At 39.1% G+C, this 15,985-nt stretch carries 30 protein-coding genes; 1 reads left to right on the top strand and 29 read right to left on the bottom strand.

Annotated elements, in window-relative coordinates:
• Positions 1 to 4: 4 nt before the first annotated feature.
• From rpsM to rpsL, 29 genes are all read right to left on the bottom strand, one after another.
• Positions 5 to 355: a 30S ribosomal protein S13 gene (gene rpsM, locus JCM6256_RS01510; protein ID WP_025080080.1), complete on the bottom strand. Its 351-nt coding sequence runs from the start codon at positions 353 to 355 to the stop codon at positions 5 to 7.
• A 20-nt stretch (positions 356 to 375) separates the two neighbouring features.
• Complete coding sequence (gene rpmJ / locus JCM6256_RS01515) at positions 376 to 492, bottom strand: 50S ribosomal protein L36 (protein WP_002878160.1); 117 nt, start codon at positions 490 to 492, stop codon at positions 376 to 378.
• Positions 493 to 506: 14 nt separating this feature from the next.
• Complete coding sequence (gene infA, locus JCM6256_RS01520; protein WP_002878178.1) at positions 507 to 728, bottom strand: translation initiation factor IF-1; 222 nt, start codon at positions 726 to 728, stop codon at positions 507 to 509.
• A gap of 68 nt (positions 729 to 796) precedes the next feature.
• A complete protein-coding gene (locus JCM6256_RS01525; RefSeq protein ID WP_025080081.1) occupies positions 797 to 1,453 on the bottom strand; it encodes an adenylate kinase in 657 nt (218 codons plus the stop codon).
• A 10-nt stretch (positions 1,454 to 1,463) separates the two neighbouring features.
• Entirely contained in the window at positions 1,464 to 2,759 is a 1,296-nt protein-coding gene (secY, locus tag JCM6256_RS01530; RefSeq protein WP_025080082.1) for a preprotein translocase subunit SecY, read from the bottom strand.
• On the bottom strand, positions 2,759 to 3,199 hold the full coding sequence (gene rplO / locus JCM6256_RS01535; protein ID WP_025080083.1) for a 50S ribosomal protein L15: 441 nt from the start codon (positions 3,197 to 3,199) through the stop codon (positions 2,759 to 2,761). The genes secY and rplO overlap by 1 nt, the downstream gene beginning before the upstream one ends.
• Positions 3,200 to 3,226: 27 nt before the next feature.
• Positions 3,227 to 3,412, bottom strand: a complete 186-nt coding sequence (gene rpmD, locus JCM6256_RS01540) for a 50S ribosomal protein L30 (protein ID WP_025080084.1) — start codon at positions 3,410 to 3,412, stop codon at positions 3,227 to 3,229.
• Positions 3,413 to 3,423: 11 nt separating this feature from the next.
• Positions 3,424 to 3,933, bottom strand: a complete 510-nt coding sequence (gene rpsE, locus JCM6256_RS01545) for a 30S ribosomal protein S5 (protein WP_025080085.1) — start codon at positions 3,931 to 3,933, stop codon at positions 3,424 to 3,426.
• Positions 3,934 to 3,950: 17 nt separating this feature from the next.
• Positions 3,951 to 4,310, bottom strand: coding sequence for a 50S ribosomal protein L18 (gene rplR, locus JCM6256_RS01550; protein WP_025080086.1), 360 nt, complete (start codon positions 4,308 to 4,310; stop codon positions 3,951 to 3,953).
• 27 nt (positions 4,311 to 4,337) lie between these two features.
• Complete coding sequence (gene rplF, locus JCM6256_RS01555) at positions 4,338 to 4,868, bottom strand: 50S ribosomal protein L6 (protein WP_025080087.1); 531 nt, start codon at positions 4,866 to 4,868, stop codon at positions 4,338 to 4,340.
• Positions 4,869 to 4,892: 24 nt separating this feature from the next.
• A complete protein-coding gene (gene rpsH, locus JCM6256_RS01560; protein WP_025080088.1) occupies positions 4,893 to 5,291 on the bottom strand; it encodes a 30S ribosomal protein S8 in 399 nt (132 codons plus the stop codon).
• A 26-nt stretch (positions 5,292 to 5,317) separates the two neighbouring features.
• Complete coding sequence (locus JCM6256_RS01565; RefSeq protein ID WP_006351920.1) at positions 5,318 to 5,503, bottom strand: type Z 30S ribosomal protein S14; 186 nt, start codon at positions 5,501 to 5,503, stop codon at positions 5,318 to 5,320.
• A 12-nt stretch (positions 5,504 to 5,515) separates the two neighbouring features.
• Complete coding sequence (gene rplE, locus JCM6256_RS01570) at positions 5,516 to 6,058, bottom strand: 50S ribosomal protein L5 (protein WP_025080089.1); 543 nt, start codon at positions 6,056 to 6,058, stop codon at positions 5,516 to 5,518.
• Positions 6,059 to 6,072: 14 nt separating this feature from the next.
• Entirely contained in the window at positions 6,073 to 6,306 is a 234-nt protein-coding gene (gene rplX / locus JCM6256_RS01575; RefSeq protein ID WP_025080090.1) for a 50S ribosomal protein L24, read from the bottom strand.
• Positions 6,307 to 6,325: 19 nt separating this feature from the next.
• Positions 6,326 to 6,694 carry a 50S ribosomal protein L14 gene (rplN, locus tag JCM6256_RS01580; RefSeq protein WP_025080091.1) on the bottom strand — a complete coding sequence of 123 codons (369 nt, stop codon included), beginning with the start codon at positions 6,692 to 6,694 and terminating at the stop codon, positions 6,326 to 6,328.
• A gap of 32 nt (positions 6,695 to 6,726) precedes the next feature.
• The gene (rpsQ, locus tag JCM6256_RS01585) at positions 6,727 to 6,993 is read right to left on the bottom strand and encodes a 30S ribosomal protein S17 (RefSeq protein ID WP_035438115.1); all 267 of its coding nucleotides are present in this window, start codon (positions 6,991 to 6,993) and stop codon (positions 6,727 to 6,729) included.
• 18 nt (positions 6,994 to 7,011) lie between these two features.
• A complete protein-coding gene (gene rpmC / locus JCM6256_RS01590) occupies positions 7,012 to 7,209 on the bottom strand; it encodes a 50S ribosomal protein L29 (protein ID WP_025080093.1) in 198 nt (65 codons plus the stop codon).
• Positions 7,199 to 7,639 (bottom strand): 50S ribosomal protein L16, encoded by a 441-nt coding sequence (gene rplP, locus JCM6256_RS01595; protein WP_025080094.1) that lies wholly within the window; start codon positions 7,637 to 7,639, stop codon positions 7,199 to 7,201. The genes rpmC and rplP overlap by 11 nt, the downstream gene beginning before the upstream one ends.
• A complete protein-coding gene (gene rpsC, locus JCM6256_RS01600; RefSeq protein WP_025080095.1) occupies positions 7,639 to 8,310 on the bottom strand; it encodes a 30S ribosomal protein S3 in 672 nt (223 codons plus the stop codon). The genes rplP and rpsC overlap by 1 nt, the downstream gene beginning before the upstream one ends.
• Positions 8,311 to 8,323: 13 nt before the next feature.
• Entirely contained in the window at positions 8,324 to 8,677 is a 354-nt protein-coding gene (gene rplV / locus JCM6256_RS01605; protein ID WP_025080096.1) for a 50S ribosomal protein L22, read from the bottom strand.
• 19 nt (positions 8,678 to 8,696) lie between these two features.
• Positions 8,697 to 8,978 (bottom strand): 30S ribosomal protein S19, encoded by a 282-nt coding sequence (gene rpsS / locus JCM6256_RS01610; RefSeq protein ID WP_025080097.1) that lies wholly within the window; start codon positions 8,976 to 8,978, stop codon positions 8,697 to 8,699.
• 18 nt (positions 8,979 to 8,996) lie between these two features.
• Complete coding sequence (gene rplB, locus JCM6256_RS01615) at positions 8,997 to 9,833, bottom strand: 50S ribosomal protein L2 (RefSeq protein WP_025080098.1); 837 nt, start codon at positions 9,831 to 9,833, stop codon at positions 8,997 to 8,999.
• Positions 9,834 to 9,848: 15 nt separating this feature from the next.
• Entirely contained in the window at positions 9,849 to 10,154 is a 306-nt protein-coding gene (gene rplW / locus JCM6256_RS01620) for a 50S ribosomal protein L23 (RefSeq protein ID WP_025080099.1), read from the bottom strand.
• On the bottom strand, positions 10,154 to 10,771 hold the full coding sequence (rplD, locus tag JCM6256_RS01625) for a 50S ribosomal protein L4 (RefSeq protein WP_025080100.1): 618 nt from the start codon (positions 10,769 to 10,771) through the stop codon (positions 10,154 to 10,156). Before rplD ends, rplW begins: the two co-directional genes overlap by 1 nt.
• Before the next feature lie 14 nt (positions 10,772 to 10,785).
• Positions 10,786 to 11,424, bottom strand: a complete 639-nt coding sequence (gene rplC / locus JCM6256_RS01630; protein WP_025080101.1) for a 50S ribosomal protein L3 — start codon at positions 11,422 to 11,424, stop codon at positions 10,786 to 10,788.
• A gap of 23 nt (positions 11,425 to 11,447) precedes the next feature.
• Positions 11,448 to 11,756, bottom strand: coding sequence for a 30S ribosomal protein S10 (rpsJ, locus tag JCM6256_RS01635; protein WP_008472640.1), 309 nt, complete (start codon positions 11,754 to 11,756; stop codon positions 11,448 to 11,450).
• A 297-nt stretch (positions 11,757 to 12,053) separates the two neighbouring features.
• Positions 12,054 to 14,147, bottom strand: coding sequence for an elongation factor G (gene fusA / locus JCM6256_RS01640; RefSeq protein ID WP_025080102.1), 2,094 nt, complete (start codon positions 14,145 to 14,147; stop codon positions 12,054 to 12,056).
• 38 nt (positions 14,148 to 14,185) lie between these two features.
• Positions 14,186 to 14,656 carry a 30S ribosomal protein S7 gene (gene rpsG / locus JCM6256_RS01645; RefSeq protein ID WP_025080103.1) on the bottom strand — a complete coding sequence of 157 codons (471 nt, stop codon included), beginning with the start codon at positions 14,654 to 14,656 and terminating at the stop codon, positions 14,186 to 14,188.
• A 14-nt stretch (positions 14,657 to 14,670) separates the two neighbouring features.
• Positions 14,671 to 15,078, bottom strand: a complete 408-nt coding sequence (rpsL, locus tag JCM6256_RS01650; RefSeq protein ID WP_025080104.1) for a 30S ribosomal protein S12 — start codon at positions 15,076 to 15,078, stop codon at positions 14,671 to 14,673.
• 186 nt (positions 15,079 to 15,264) lie between these two features.
• On the opposite strand from rpsL, the gene JCM6256_RS01655 reads away from it, so the two are divergent.
• A complete protein-coding gene (locus JCM6256_RS01655; protein WP_051545865.1) occupies positions 15,265 to 15,942 on the top strand; it encodes a prepilin peptidase in 678 nt (225 codons plus the stop codon).
• The last annotated feature ends 43 nt before the right edge of the window (positions 15,943 to 15,985 follow it).

Raw genomic sequence — 15,985 nt, forward strand, 5'->3', positions numbered from 1 at the left:
TAAATTAACGGTTTCTCTTAGTACCCTTACGAGTACGAGCATTATTCTTGGTATTTTGACCACGAACTGGAAGTCCACGGCGGTGACGAATACCACGGTATGAACCAATATCTACTAAACGCTTGATGTTCATGCTGATTTCACGGCGTAAATCACCTTCAACACGATATTTATCAACTTCTGAACGAAGCTTTTCTTGATCTTCAGGAGTTAAATCCTTTGAACGGATATCTTCTGAAACACCAGCATCCTTACAGATCTTCTTAGCAGTTGATTCGCCGATACCATAAATGTATGTCAAAGCGACAACGACTCTTTTATCTCTTGGTAAGTCAACACCAGCAATACGTGCCATAAATTGCACCTCCTATTTTTTTAACCTTGACGTTGCTTGTGCTTTGGATTTGCAGGGCAAATAACCATAACACGGCCATGTCTCTTAATAACTTTACAATGTTCACACATTGGTTTAACAGATGGTCTAACCTTCATGTTTACCTCCGTTATTACTTTATAAATCTATATGTAATTCTACCTTTTGTTAAATCATATGGAGAAAGCTCTACAGTAACACGGTCTCCTGGCAAAATACGAATATAGTGCATTCTAATTTTACCGGAAACATGTGCTAAAATAGTAGCCCCATTTTCCAATTCAACTTTAAACATAGCATTAGGTAAGGTATCAACTACCTTACCTTCTACTTCAATGACATCATCTTTTGCCAAAGTTGTTCCTCCGCAATTAAACAGTCATACTTTGAAATTATAACACGGAATTATAATTATACAAGTATCTACTTGTTATTACTTAATACCGCATCAATGTCTTCAAAGACTTTTTCAGGAGCTTGTTCACCATTAATTACAGTTAACAAACCTTTCTTTTGATAAAAGTCTTTCAAAGGAGCATTCATCTTTTCATTCACTTCAAGACGATTCTTAACTACTTCTGGCTTGTCATCTTCACGTTGATAAAATTCATGACCACCACAACGATCACAAGTGCCTTCAACCTTAGGTTTCTTAGACAACTTATTGTAAGTAGCGCCACAGTTTTTACACATAAAACGTGCTGACAAACGTTCAACCAAAGTATCTTCTTTTACTTCAAGTGAAATTACATTTGTCAAAGGCTTTTCCAGTCTCTTTGTAATACCGTCAAGAAGTTCTGCTTGATTAGTGGTTCTTGGAAAACCGTCAAGAATAAAACCTTCCTTAATGTCTGGTTGACTTAGACGTTCTTCAACTAATTTTGCAGTGACTTCATCTGGTACTAAATTACCTTTGTCAATATAACTCTTAGCTTCAAGACCAACCTTTGTTTTGTTAGCCATAGCTTCCCTAAACATATCCCCAGTTGAAATATGAGTTAAGTGATATTTATCGACAATTTGTTCAGATGCTGTACCTTTACCTGCACCTGGCAAACCTAAAAGAATTAAGTTAATCATTTATCCGTTCCTATCTGATGAATCCAACGTATTCTCTCTTCATTAACAAGCCGTTAATTTGGCGAGATAACTCTAAGACTACTCCGATTACAATTAACAAACTTGTTCCTCCCAAACCAATTGAGCTTGGTAAGTTCCAGAAGTTAGTTGCTAATTGTGGTAAAAGTGCAACTAAGCCTAAGAAAACTGCACCTACAGTTGATAATCTCATTAGAAGTCTTGAAACATAATCTTGGGTATCTTTTCCTGGCCAAACACTAGGAATATAAGCACCTTGCTTTTGTAAGTTTTCTGCTAGCTTTTCAGGGTTAACCTGAACAAAAGCATAGAAGAATGTAAATAGAATAATTAATAAGGTGTAGATGATTACTCCAGGAGTTGTTTGAAGACTGAAGATGTTAGTTAACACTTTATACCATTCTTGATCGCCTTGGGTTCTTTGAAAGGCCATTAAAATTGTTGCCGGTGTAATAATGAAAGAACTGGCAAAGATAACTGGAATAACTCCAGATACATTAACTTTTAATGGTAGAAAACTTTCAGACCCACTAATTGTCGCTCTTCTAGTATATTGAATAGGAACGCGACGATTAGCTTGTTCAACCCACGTAACTAATTGAGTTACGATAAGGATTGCAACGATAACCGCGATGAAGAACAATATGCCTTGCCAACGATCGGCAGCACTATTATTAATAATTTCTTCTTTATATATTTGCCACATTCCTGCTGGAAATCTTGCAATAATACCAGCGAAGATAATAACTGAAACACCGTTACCTAAACCTTTATCAGTGATTTCATCACCCAACCAGGTCAATAACATTGTTCCACCTGTCATAATAATGGCAATTTCAATATAAGTTTGTGGCGTTTGATTTTTAACTAACCCCATTTGAGTAAGGGCGTTAAAACCAAGTGTAATACCAATACTCTGAACAAAAGCAACTACTAAAGTTAACCACCGAGTAACTTGATTGGTTTTACGTCTACCTACTTCACCCTGTTTTCCCCATTCTACTAATGTAGGAACAATATCCATTTGCAACAATTGAATAACAATCTGTGCAGTAATATATGGAGAAACACCAAGAGAAAAAATTGAATAGTTATCTAGTCCCCCACCAGATACTGTATCCAGCATTGGAACTAAACCTGTTTGTGCAACCTGAGTGATCGCTTTTGCATTAACACCCGGAACTGTAATATTAGCACCGATTCGATAAAGCAAAAGAATAAAGAGAGTAAACCAGATTTTATTTCTGATTTCTTTATCCTTAAAGGCGTTCTTCAAGGTCGAAAACATTAGATCACCTCAACAGTTCCGCCAGCAGCTTCGACTGCTTCTTTAGCAGCTGCGGAAACCTTGTTAACCTTTACAGTTAATTTAACGTTTAATTCACCGTTAGCAAGTAACTTAACGCCTGATAATTCTTTCTTTACCAAGCCGTTTTCCTTAAGAGTTTCAACAGTTACTTCACTACCGTCTTTGAATTTATTTAAGTCATCTAAATTTACAACAGCGTATTCTTTACGGTTAACATTCTTAAAACCGCGCTTAGGCATAGTTCTGAATAATGGCATTTGACCACCTTCAAAACCTAAACGAGTGTGACCGCCTTGACGAGCCAATTGACCCTTTTGACCACGGCCTGAAGTCTTACCGTAACCACTTGAAGTACCACGACCGACACGTTTTCTAGCACGACGTGAACCTTCAGCAGCATGTAATTCATGAAGCTTCATTATACTTCGGCACCTCCTTGGATAATCTTATTTGTTAATCTCTTCAACAGAGATTAAGTGAGCAATTTTCATTAATGCACCACGAGTAGCAGCGTTGTCTGGAAGGACAACAGTACTACTTATACGACCTAAGCCAAGAGCTTTAACAACTTTCTTTTGGTTAGGTAGACGGTGTGCAACACTTCTAATTAAAGTAACTTTTAAATCAGTCATCTAAACTCTCCCTAATCTGCGCTCTTGATTTGGCGAAGTTTTTCAACTTCTTCACTAGTTCTAAGCTTCTTCAAACCATCCATAGTTGCACGTACAACGTTGATTGGAGTGTTTGAACCAAGTGACTTGGAAGTTACGTCTGCAATACCAGCCATATCCATAACAATACGTACGGCACCACCGGCAGCAACTCCGGAACCAGCTTCAGCAGGCTTCAACATAATGTTACCTGAACCATAATGACCGATAACTTCGTGAGGAATAGTAGTACCAACTTTAGGTACGTTAATCATATTCTTCTTACCAGCTTCAACAGCCTTACGGATTGCTTCTGGGACTTCTTGAGCCTTACCAGTACCGAAACCTACACGGCCTTTCTTGTCACCTACGACAACAAGGGCAGCAAATCTCATGCGACGTCCACCTTTTACAACCTTGGTAATACGGTTGACAGCGACTAATTGATCTTCAATGTCGTCCTTATTTCTACGATTATTACGAGAATCGTTACGGTTTGCCATGTGTTAATTCTCCTTTCCTAGAAATCTAATCCGTTTTCACGAGCGGCATCTGCCAAAGCTGAAATACGGCCGTGGTATAAGTAACCACTTCTATCAAATACAACGTTTGAAATGTTCTTAGCCTTTGCTGCTTCGGCAATTGCCTTACCAACAGCTTGAGCTTGTTCTACTTTGTTTGCGTCTTCAGAAACAGACTTATCCAAAGTTGAGGCACTTGCAAGCGTTACACCCGCTACGTCATCAATTAATTGAGCGTAGATGTTTTTGTTTGAACGAAAGATACTTAAGCGTGGGCGCTCAGCAGTTCCAGAAATTTTACCACGAATACGTTTATGACGCTTTAAGCGTAATTTGTTTTTATCTGGTTTAGAAATCACAATTTCACCTCAAAAAATAACTAATTATTACTTACCAGTCTTACCTTCCTTGCGACGTACATATTCGTCAGTGTAACGAATACCCTTACCCTTATATGGTTCAGGTGAACGTACGGCACGGATTTCAGCTGCAAATTGACCAACGTCTTGCTTTGAAACACCTTCAACTTCAACGTCAGTTGCTGAAGGGGTCTTTACTGAAACACCTTCAGGAGCAGTTAATACAACTGGGTGAGAGTAACCAACATTTAAAGTAATCTTATTACCTTGTGCTTGTGCACGGTAACCAACACCGATTAACTTCAAAGTCTTCTTGTAGCCATCAACTACACCTTCGATCATTGAAGCCAAGTTTGCTCTCATAGTACCATGAAGAGCTTTGTCGCTTTCACTGGTACGGCTAAAGTTGATTTCACCGTTTTCTTGTGAAAACTTAATCTTTGGATCGAAATGTCTAGTTAATTCACCCTTAGGTCCCTTAACAGTAATGTTGTCGCCTTCCTTGGTAACAGTGACACTGTCAGGTACTTCAATAGTCTTTAAACCAATACGGCTCATTGAATTTTCTCCTTTCTGTCAGAATTACCAAACGTAAGCGATAACTTCGCCGCCAACGCCCTTTTGTCTTGCTTCTTTATCGGTAATAACACCAGCAGAAGTAGAAACGATGGCAATACCTAAACCATTAAGAACTTTAGGTAAGTCTTCAGCACCAACGTAGTTTCTAAGACCTGGCTTAGAAATACGCTTCAAGCCTGAAATGACACGTTCTCCGTTTGGACCATATTTCAAGAAAACCTTAATAACGCCTTGCTTGTCGTCATCAGCAACTTCGTAATCACGAATAAAGCCTTCACGCTTTAAAATTTCTGAAATTGACTTTTTAATGTTTGATGCAGGAATTTCAACTGAATCATGTCTTGCCATGTTAGCATTTCTGATTCTAGTCAAGTAATCTGCGATAGGATCTGTCATGACCATTTTTTTGCTATCCTCCTAACCGTATACTACCAACTAGCCTTTTTAAGACCAGGAATTTGACCTTTGTGTGCTAATTCTTTTAAGCAAATACGGCATAAACCGAATTTACGGTATACAGAGTGTGGACGACCACATCTCTCGCAACGTGTGTATTCACGTGTAGAGAACTTAGCAGGACGATGATTTCTGATTTTTTGTGATGTTTTAGCCATTAATGTCCTCCATTACTTTGCAAAAGGCATACCAAATTGACCTAAAAGTTCACGAGCTTCTTCATCAGTGTTGGCAGTAGTAACAATAACAATGTCTAAACCTCTAGTACGATTTACCTTATCGAAATCGATTTCTGGGAAGATCAATTGTTCCTTAATACCTAAAGTGTAATTACCACGTCCATCGAATGAACGAGCTGAGACACCACGGAAGTCACGAACACGTGGAAGAGAAACATTGACCAACTTGTACAAGAAATCGTACATTCTATCGCCTCTAAGAGTTACCTTAGCACCGATAGACATACCTTCACGCAAACGGAAGTTGGCGATTGACTTCTTAGCCTTAGTGATTAATGGCTTTTGACCAGAAATCAAGGTTAATTCTTCAACTGCTTCATCCAAGCTTTTAGCGTTGGAAACTGCGTCACCAACACCCATGTTCAAAACGATCTTTTCGATCTTTGGTACTTGCATTACTGAATCGTAGTTAAACTTTTCTTCCAATGCAGGCATTACTTTTTCTTTGTATTCTTGAGCTAAATAACTTGCCATTTGTGTCCTCCCTTCTACTTCTTATCTGCCTTAGAAATAACTTTAACGTTTGATGCGTGGATTGAACCTTCTGATTCAACTACACCACCATTAGCGTTAGCTTGTGAAGGCTTTTGGTGTTTCTTAATCTTGTTAACGCCTTTAACAACTACACGGTTTTTCTTAACGTTAACAGAAAGAACTGTACCTTCTTTACCTTTATCTTTTCCGGCAATAACTTTTACTTTGTCACCAGTTTTAACAAACATCAGTGCACCTCACTAACAATTATAAGACTTCAGGAGCAAGAGAAACGATCTTCATAAAGTCGTGTTCACGTAATTCACGTGCAACTGGACCGAAGATACGAGTACCACGAGGGCTCTTGTCTTCATTAATAATTACGCCAGCATTTTCGTCGAACTTGATGTATGAACCATCTTCACGACGTGCGCCTGATTTTGTTCTGACAATAACTGCTTTAACTACGTCGCCTTTTTTGACAACGCCACCTGGTGTTGCTTGTTTAACAGTGGCTACTACAATATCACCAATGTTACCAGTCTTACGCTTTGATCCACCTAAGACTCTGATAACTAAAAGTTCTCTGGCACCAGAGTTATCAGCAACCTTTAAACGGGATTCGTTTTGAATCACTGTATAATCCTCCCCTCAGTAAATCCGTAAAATTAAACAGATCTCTTAACAACTTTAACTAAACGGAAGCGCTTTGTACGAGATAATGGACGGGTTTCCATGATACGAACAGTATCGCCAACTTTAGCTTCATTATTTTCGTCTTGTGCGTAGAACTTCTTTGAGTACTTAAAACGCTTGTTATAAACAGGGTGGTTCTTGTAAGTGTCAACAACTACAGTAATAGTCTTGTCCATCTTATCAGAAACAACACGTCCTTGATATACGTGACGATGATTTCTTTCGATTGATTCGCTCAAGTTAATAGCTCCCTTCCATTAATTTTGTTCTAATGCTTTTTCGCTAAGAATAGTCTTAATTCTAGCGATATTCTTACGGACTTTGCTCAAGCGAGCGGTATTTTCTAATTGACCCGTTGCTTGTTGGAAACGCAAATTAAAGAGTTCTTCCTTATATTGCTTTTCCTTTTCTAACATTTGATCAGTGGTTAATGATCTGATATCTTTAGCCTTCATTAGAATTGCCACCTACTTCCGAACTCTTAGTCACAAACTTAGTCTTAATTGGTAACTTAGTTGAAGCAAGTCTCAAAGCTTCACGAGCTACTTCTTCAGAAACGCCACCAATTTCAAATAAAATCTTTTCTCTCTTAACTACAGCTACCCAACCTGCTGGTGCACCTTTACCGGAACCCATACGTACACCAACACCTTTAGCAGTGTATGACTTTTGAGGGAAAATTCTGATCCAAACCTTACCGCCACGCTTCATGTAACGAGTCATAGCAACACGGGCAGCTTCGATTTGACGGTTAGTAATCCAGTGAGATTCAAGTGCTTCCAAACCGTATTCACCAAAGGCAATATACTTACCACCTTTAGCAGCACCACGCATTTTACCACGGAATTCACGACGGTGTTTTACTCGCTTTGGTACTAAAGGCATTACTTATTTCCTCCCTTCGCAGGCTTTGAAGGCTTGTTCTTACGAGTTGGTAAGACTTCACCACGGTTGATCCAAACTTGGACACCAATTTCACCATAAGTAGTGAAGGCATTTACCCAAGCGTAATCAATGTCAGCTCTTAATGTTTGCAATGGAACACGTCCTTCAGTGTGCCATTCTCTTCTTGCCATGTCGGCACCGTTTAAACGACCAGAAACTTGAACTCTGATACCCTTAGCACCTGCACGCATAGATCTTTGAGTAGCTTGACGCATAGCACGTCTGAAAGCAACACGTGCTTCTAATTGACGAGCAATACTATCAGCAACTAATTCAGCATCAAGATCTGGCTTCTTAATTTCAACAATATTAATGTGAACTTGCTTATCAGTTAAAGCGTTCAATTGCTTTCTTAATGCTTCAACTTCAGAACCACCTTTACCAATTACCATACCTGGCTTTGAAGTGTGGATTGAAATGTTGATTCTGTTTGCAGCACGTTCAATTTCTACAGTAGAAACAGAGGAATCCTTCAATTTTTCTGAAATGAACTTTCTAATACGAAGGTCTTCATTTAATGTTTCTTTGTATCCTCTGTCAGCATACCATTTTGATTCCCAATCACGGATAACGCCGAGACGAAAACCATTAGGGTTGATCTTTTGACCCATTAATATACCTCCCTTAATCGTTCTTTTCTGAAACTACTACAACTACGTGACTGGTTCTCTTGTTAATTGGAGAAGCCATACCCTTAGCACGTGGACGGAATCTCTTTAAAGTTGCGCCTTCATTTACGTAAGCTTCTGATACGTAAAGGTTTGCACTTTCGAGATCGTAGTTGTGTTCTGCGTTAGCAATTGCTGAGCGTAAAACTTTTTCAACGATTGGGGAAGCAGCTCTAGGCGTAAATTGTAAGATTGCTAATGCTTCAGCAACGCTCTTACCACGAATCAAGTCAATAACCAAACGTGCTTTTCTTGGAGCGATGCGAACAGTTCTTGCTTCAGCCTTAGCTGAACTAATTTGTTCTGCCATTTAGATGTTTCTCCTTCCTCTATTGTGCTGTTGCTTTATCATCAGCGACTTTGTGTCCATGGAAAGTTCTTGTTGGAACAAATTCACCTAATTTATGACCAACCATGTCTTCAGTAACATAAACTGGGACATGTTTTCTACCATCGTAAACAGCTATAGTCAATCCAACGAAGGAAGGGAAAATAGTTGAACGACGTGACCAAGTCTTAATAACTTGTTTCTTGTCAGCATCTTGTTGTGCATCAACCTTCTTTAATAAAGATGCATCAGCAAAAGGACCTTTTTTAATACTACGGCTCATTAATTAACCCTCCTTCTATTACTTGCTACCTTTACGGTGACGAATAATTAACTTCTCACTAGAATTCTTAACGTTTCTAGTCTTAATACCACGAGACTTCTTACCCCATGGAGTCATTGGTTGTGGACGACCAACAGGTGCCTTACCTTCACCACCACCGTGTGGGTGATCGTTAGGGTTCATTACGGAACCACGTGATTGTGGACGCTTGCCTAACCAACGCTTACGACCAGCTTTACCTAATTGAATTAATGAGTGTTGTTCGTTACCAACTTCACCGATAGTAGCACGGCAAGTTGACAAAATCTTACGAACTTCGCCACTTTGCAATCTTACTAAAGTGTAACTACCATCATTACCCAATACTTGTGCAACAGTACCAGCACTTCTAACAAGTTGGCCACCCTTGCCTGGTCTTAATTCGATGTTGTGAACTTCAGTACCAGTTGGGATATTCTTCAATGGTAATGCATTACCAGGTTTAATATCAACATTTTCGCCTGATTCAACAACTGTGCCTACCTTTAAGCCCTTAGGTGCTAAAATGTAAGCCTTAGTACCATCAGTGTAGTGAAGCAAAGCAATGTTAGCAGTTCTGTTTGGATCATATTCGATAGCCTTTACAACTGCTTTTGCATTATCCTTGTTACGCTTGAAGTCGATGATACGGTACTTTTGCTTGTGACCACCACCACGGTGTCTACTGGTAATATGACCATATGAGTTACGGCCTGCAGTCTTTGATTGTGATTCAAGCAAAGTACGTTCTGGCTTGCTCTTAGTAATTTCAGCAAAGTCAGAAGAAGTCATATTACGGCGACCATTTGTGGTTGGCTTGTAAACTTTAATAGCCAATTGACTGACCTCCTATTACTTGTCTTCTTTATTATCTTCGTTTTGGAAAATCTTGATGTCGTTTGAATCGTTAGTTAAAGTAACGATAGCCTTTCTACGACGAGCAGTCTTACCAAAGTAACGACCTACTCGCTTGTCCTTGCCGCGAACATTCATAATGTTTACGCTCTTTACTTTAACATCGAAGATTTCTTCAACAGCGTTGCGAACTTGAGTCTTGGTAGCAGTTAAGAGCACGTCGAAAGTGTACTTCTTATCATCCATTAAGTTCGTGGACTTTTCAGTAATGACAGGTCTTAAAATGATATCGCGTGCGTCCATTAAGCCAAAACCTCCTCAATCTTCTTTACAGCATCTTGAGTCAAGATTAACTTGTCGTAGTTAACTGCATCTTCAACATTTAAGCCGTTAACTGGAACAACCTTAACCTTAGGCAAGTTTCTTGCTGAAAGTTGAACATTCTTATCGTCTGAAACAACTAAAGCCTTGCCTTCAACCTTTAAGCTGTCTAACATTGATACAAATTCTTTAGTCTTAGGAGCTGACATAGTCAACTTATCTAAAACGATCAAATCCTTATCAATCAACTTTTGGGAAAGAACTGACTTAATAGCCAAACGACGTTGCTTTCTTGGCATTGCGTATGCGTAAGAACGTGGAGTAGGTCCAAAGACGATACCACCACCACGCCATTGTGGAGATCTGATAGAACCTTGACGAGCACGACCAGTACCCTTTTGTCTCCAAGGCTTCTTACCACCACCGCGAACGGCAGATCTGTTCTTCACCTTTGAAGTACCTTGACGTTGACCGGCTCTTTGTCTGATGATTGCGTCAAAAACAACACTTTCGTTTGGTTCAATACCAAAGACCTTGTCGTTTAAAGTAACTTCACCAGAGTCTTTACCGTTTTGATCAATAACTTTTAAATTAGCCATTCTAGTCCTCCTTCCTATTTATCAGCTTTTACAGCCTTAGCAGCAGACTTAACAACGATCAATGAGTTCTTAGCACCAGGTACGTTACCCTTAATCATCAATACGTTCTTATCTGCAACAACTTTTTCAATTACTAAGTTTTCAATGGTAACTTTCTTAACGCCCATGTGACCTGGCAAACGCTTGCCCTTTGGTACACGGTTAATGATTGAACCCATTGAACCAGGAATTCTGTGGTATCTTGAACCGTGAGTTTCTGGTCCTCTAGATTGACCCCAACGCTTAATGTTACCTTGGTATCCATGACCTCTTGTAGTACCAGTAACGTCTACGACGTCACCTTCCTTGAATGTATCCACAGTAACTTCTGAGCCGACTTCATAGTCCTTAAGCTCAACACCGCGGATTTCCCGAATGAAGCGCTTAGGTGAAGTCTTTGCCTTATCAGCATGACCTTTTTCTGGTTTGTTGCTCAATACTTCACGCTTGTCTTGGTAACCTAATTGAACTGCTTCGTAACCGTCTGATTCAACAGTCTTAACTTGCATAACAGCGTTAGGAGTTGCTTCTACAACAGTTACTGGAACAAGGGCACCATCTTTAGTGAAGATTTGAGTCATACCAACTTTTCTTCCTAAGATTCCTTTGGTCATGATTACACCTCTTTCTATCTAAATTATAATTTAATTTCGATGTCTACACCACTTGGAAGATCAAGCTTCATTAATGAATCAACAGTCTTAGGTGTTGGATTCAAAATGTCGATTAAACGCTTGTGAGTGCGCATTTCGAATTGTTCACGTGAGTCCTTGTCCTTGTGTGGTGAACGAAGAACAGTGAATAAAGTTCTTTCAGTTGGAAGAGGAACTGGACCTGAGATTTCTGCACCAGTTCTCTTTGCGCTAGCTACGATCTTAGCAGCTGATTCATCGAGAATACCATGTTCGTAAGACTTAAGTCTAATACGAATTGATTGACTTGCCATTTAATTACCTCCTTAACGTCTTCTTTAAAAGATGACTAGCTCGACAAAAATTCCCTACACGCCACTGTGGCAATGCAGCCTGGCGTGCCGCAACCTTTTGCGTCAACGCTTTACAACAATTTTATAGCATCAGGGTATACTACTCCCAAATGCACAAAGCCTATTGTACTTGCAATAGCCTTAAATATCAAGGGTTTAACTAATGTTTCTTAATTTTTTTGCAAAAAAGAACTATCTAATTTTTATTAATTAGATAGTTCTTTTCTATTTATTCTTTTTGACTAAGTCATTTAGAAATTATTCAGCGTTTCCGCCACGTTTCTTAATAATTTCTTCTTGAACTGACTTAGGACATGGTGAGTAGTGATCGAATACCATAGTGAAAGTACCACGACCTTGAGTTGATGAACGCAAAGTAGTTGCGTAACCAAACATTTCGGAAAGTGGAACCATAGAGTTCAATACCTTAGCACCTGAACGATCTTCCATACCGTCCATAGTACCACGACGTGCAGTAATTGAACCCATAACATCACCTAAGTATTCTTCAGGGGTAATTACTTGAACCTTCATAATTGGTTCAAGAACTACTGCACCAGCCTTAGGAGCAGCATTCTTCAAAGCAAGTGAAGCAGCAACCTTGAAGGCAGCTTCTGATGAGTCGACTTCGTGGTAACTACCATCGTAAAGCTTAGCCTTAACATCGATCAATGGGTAACCTGCAAGAACACCATTCTTCATAGCATCTTGTAAACCTTGGTCAACTGAAGGAATGAATTCACGAGGAACAACACCACCAACGATAGCGTCTTCGAATTCGTAACCCTTTCCTTCTTCGTTTGGAGTAAAGTCAATCCATACGTCACCGTATTGACCCTTACCACCAGATTGACGAACAAACTTACCTTGAGCCTTAGCTTCCTTAGTGAAGGTTTCACGGTAAGCTACTTGTGGTTCACCAATTTCAGCTTCAACGTGGAATTCACGCTTCATACGTTCAACCATGATTTGGAGGTGAAGTTCACCCATACCAGAAATCAAAGTTTGACCAGTTTCTGGGTTAGTTTCAGCCTTAAAGGTTGGGTCTTCTTCAGTAAGCTTTTGCAAAGCAACATCCATCTTATCACGGTCAGCCTTTGACTTAGGTTCAACTGAAACTTGGATAACTGGATCTGGAATTTGCAAACTTTCCAAAATAAGTGGACGATCTGGGTCAGTTAATGAATCACCAGTAGTAGTGTTCTTCAAACCGATCGCACCAGCAATATCACCTGAGAATACTTCAGGAATTTCCTTACGTTCATTGGCGTGCATTTGAAGCAAACGACCAACACGTTCACGAGTATCCTTAGAAGCGTTCAATACGTATGAACCTGATTGAAGTGAACCAGTGTAAACACGAATGAAAGTCAAACGACCAACAAATGGGTCAGAAGCAATCTTAAATGCTAAAGCAGCAAATGGATCCTTGTCGTTAGCTCTAAGTTCTACTTCGTCACCCGTCTTAGGATCGTGAGCAACATAAGGCTTAACATCTAATGGTGATGGCAAGTAGTCTACAACACCATCAAGCATCATTTGAACACCCTTGTTCTTAAATGCTGAACCAGCAAATACTGGGAAGAAGTCTAAGTTAATAGTAGCCTTACGGATAGCAGCCTTCAATTCATCGTTTGAAATTTCTTCACCGCCAAGGTACTTTTCCATGATGCTGTCATCAACGTCAGCAACAGCTTCAACTAATTCACCACGACGCTTCATTGCTTCGTCCTTGTATTCATCAGGAACTGGAACAGTTTCCCACTTAGAACCAAGCTTATCTTCATCGTAGATATCAGCAACCATTTCGATCAAGTCGATAACACCTTCGAAGGTATCAGCTGCACCAATTGGCATTTGAACAGCATGTGCATTAGCGTTTAAACGTTCGTGCAATGAGTTAACTGACTTATCAAAATCAGCACCAATCTTATCCATCTTGTTAACGAAAACAATACGAGGAACACCGTAAGTTTCAGCTTGACGCCATACGTTTTCAGTTTGTGGTTCTACACCAGCTTGGGCATCCAAAACAGTTACGGCACCATCAAGAACACGAAGTGAACGTTCTACTTCGATAGTGAAGTCAACGTGTCCTGGGGTGTCGATGATGTTAATTCTGTGGTCATTCCATTGAGCAGTAGTAGCTGCTGAAGTAATGGTAATACCACGTTCCTTTTCTTCGTCCATCCAGTCCATTTGTGAATCACCTTCGTGAGTTTCACCAATTTTGTGGATCTTACCAGTGTAGTAAAGGATACGTTCAGTAGTGGTAGTCTTACCCGCATCGATGTGGGCCATGATACCAATGTTACGTGTCTTTTCTAATGGAAATTCACGCTTATTAGCCATATATTAATTCTCTCCTTAAAATAAAACGAACAATTAGATTAGAAGCGGTAGTGTGCAAATGCACGGTTAGCTTCGGCCATACGGTGAACATCTTCACGCTTCTTAACTGCTGAACCAGTGTTGTTTGAAGCGTCGATAATTTCGTTAGCTAAACGTTCATCCATAGTGTGTTCGTTACGTAAACGAGCGTATGAAACAAGCCATCTTAAGCCTAAAGTAGTTCTTCTTTCTGGACGAACTTCAACTGGGATTTGGTAGTTTGAACCACCGATACGGCGAGCTCTAACTTCCAAAACTGGCATAACATTGTTCATAGCTTCTTCAAAGACATCAAGTGGTTCCTTACCAGTCTTGTCTTTAACAATGTTGAATGCATCGTAAAGGATTGAAGATGCCTTTGCTCTCTTACCATCAAGCATCAAGTGATTGATTAACTTAGTAACGAGTTTTGAGTTGTAAACTGGATCTGCTAAAACGTCTCTCTTAGTTACGTGACCTTTTCTAGGCATTATTTAACTCCTCCTTAACCTTTCTTTGCACCGTACTTAGAACGGCTTTGCTTTCTGCCATCAACACCAGCAGTATCGAGGGCACCACGGATGATGTGGTAACGTACACCAGGAAGGTCCTTTACACGACCACCACGAATTAAAACAACTGAGTGTTCTTGCAAGTTGTGGCCTTCACCTGGAATGTAAGCAGTAACTTCGATTAAGTTTGAAAGACGTACACGAGCGTACTTACGCAAAGCTGAGTTAGGCTTCTTAGGTGTCATAGTACCAACACGAGTTGCAACACCACGCATTTGTGGAGCTGGGTTGAATACTAATTCCTTCTTCATACTGTTGTAACCGTAGTTCAAAGCTGGTGACTTTGATTTAGTCGTCTTTGAGTGACGGCCTTTTCTTACCAATTGGTTAATGGTTGGCATTAAAAAATTCCTCCTAAAATTAACTATTTTGTTCACACATCCGGGAGTTTCTTTTTTGACTCACAGATATAATATTCAAAACATACAATCATCATTGTACTACCTTTTACACAGAAAGCAAACTTTTTTAAAATTTCCACGATAAAAAAACTGTTTTTTGCGCACTTATAAATGGAGGGGATTCTATTGATTTACTTACTCACAAACTTTTTTATCGGTAGTTGTATTGCTTCACACGCCTGCGTTATCTATGATCGTTATTCCAATGATGATATGATACTTTCACGTTCCTACTGTAAAAACTGTAATAACATGCTTAATTTGCTTGATGAAATTCCTATTATTTCCTATCTATTTTTAAAAGGAAAATGTCGATATTGTAAAAACAATATATCAGCGGAATTATTCTTAACAGAATTAATTGGTGGCTTTACCTTTATAAAAATCGATTTTTCTTCCTATAATGAGTTAACGACTGCCATCATGATATCTGTTTTATTAATAATTGCTATTTTTGATTATAAAGATAAAGAGTTTCCAACCATTTTATTACTAACTCCATTTTGTATAATATTGTTTACCAAAATAAATATCATACAAAATTATTCTATAGTTGATTTAGTGGAATTAGTTCCTATTACAATACTGTTAATCACATTAGTTTCCAAACAAAAAATTGGAAGTGGTGACTTATTCATTTATCTGTTAATAGCTTTATATTTTAATCCATCATTTGCTAATTCCACATTTCTTATCGCATCCATACTATTAATTGCACATTACATATTCAAAAAGCAGAACATAACTTTTCCGTTTATTCCTTATATATTCATAGCTACAGTTTTTCAACTTTTATTAGAATAAAAAAATACGCCTCTATCAAATTGATAGAAGCGTATTTTTTAAG

The sequence above is a fragment of the Lactobacillus hamsteri DSM 5661 = JCM 6256 genome, assembly GCF_000615445.1.
Taxonomy (GTDB): domain Bacteria; phylum Bacillota; class Bacilli; order Lactobacillales; family Lactobacillaceae; genus Lactobacillus; species Lactobacillus hamsteri.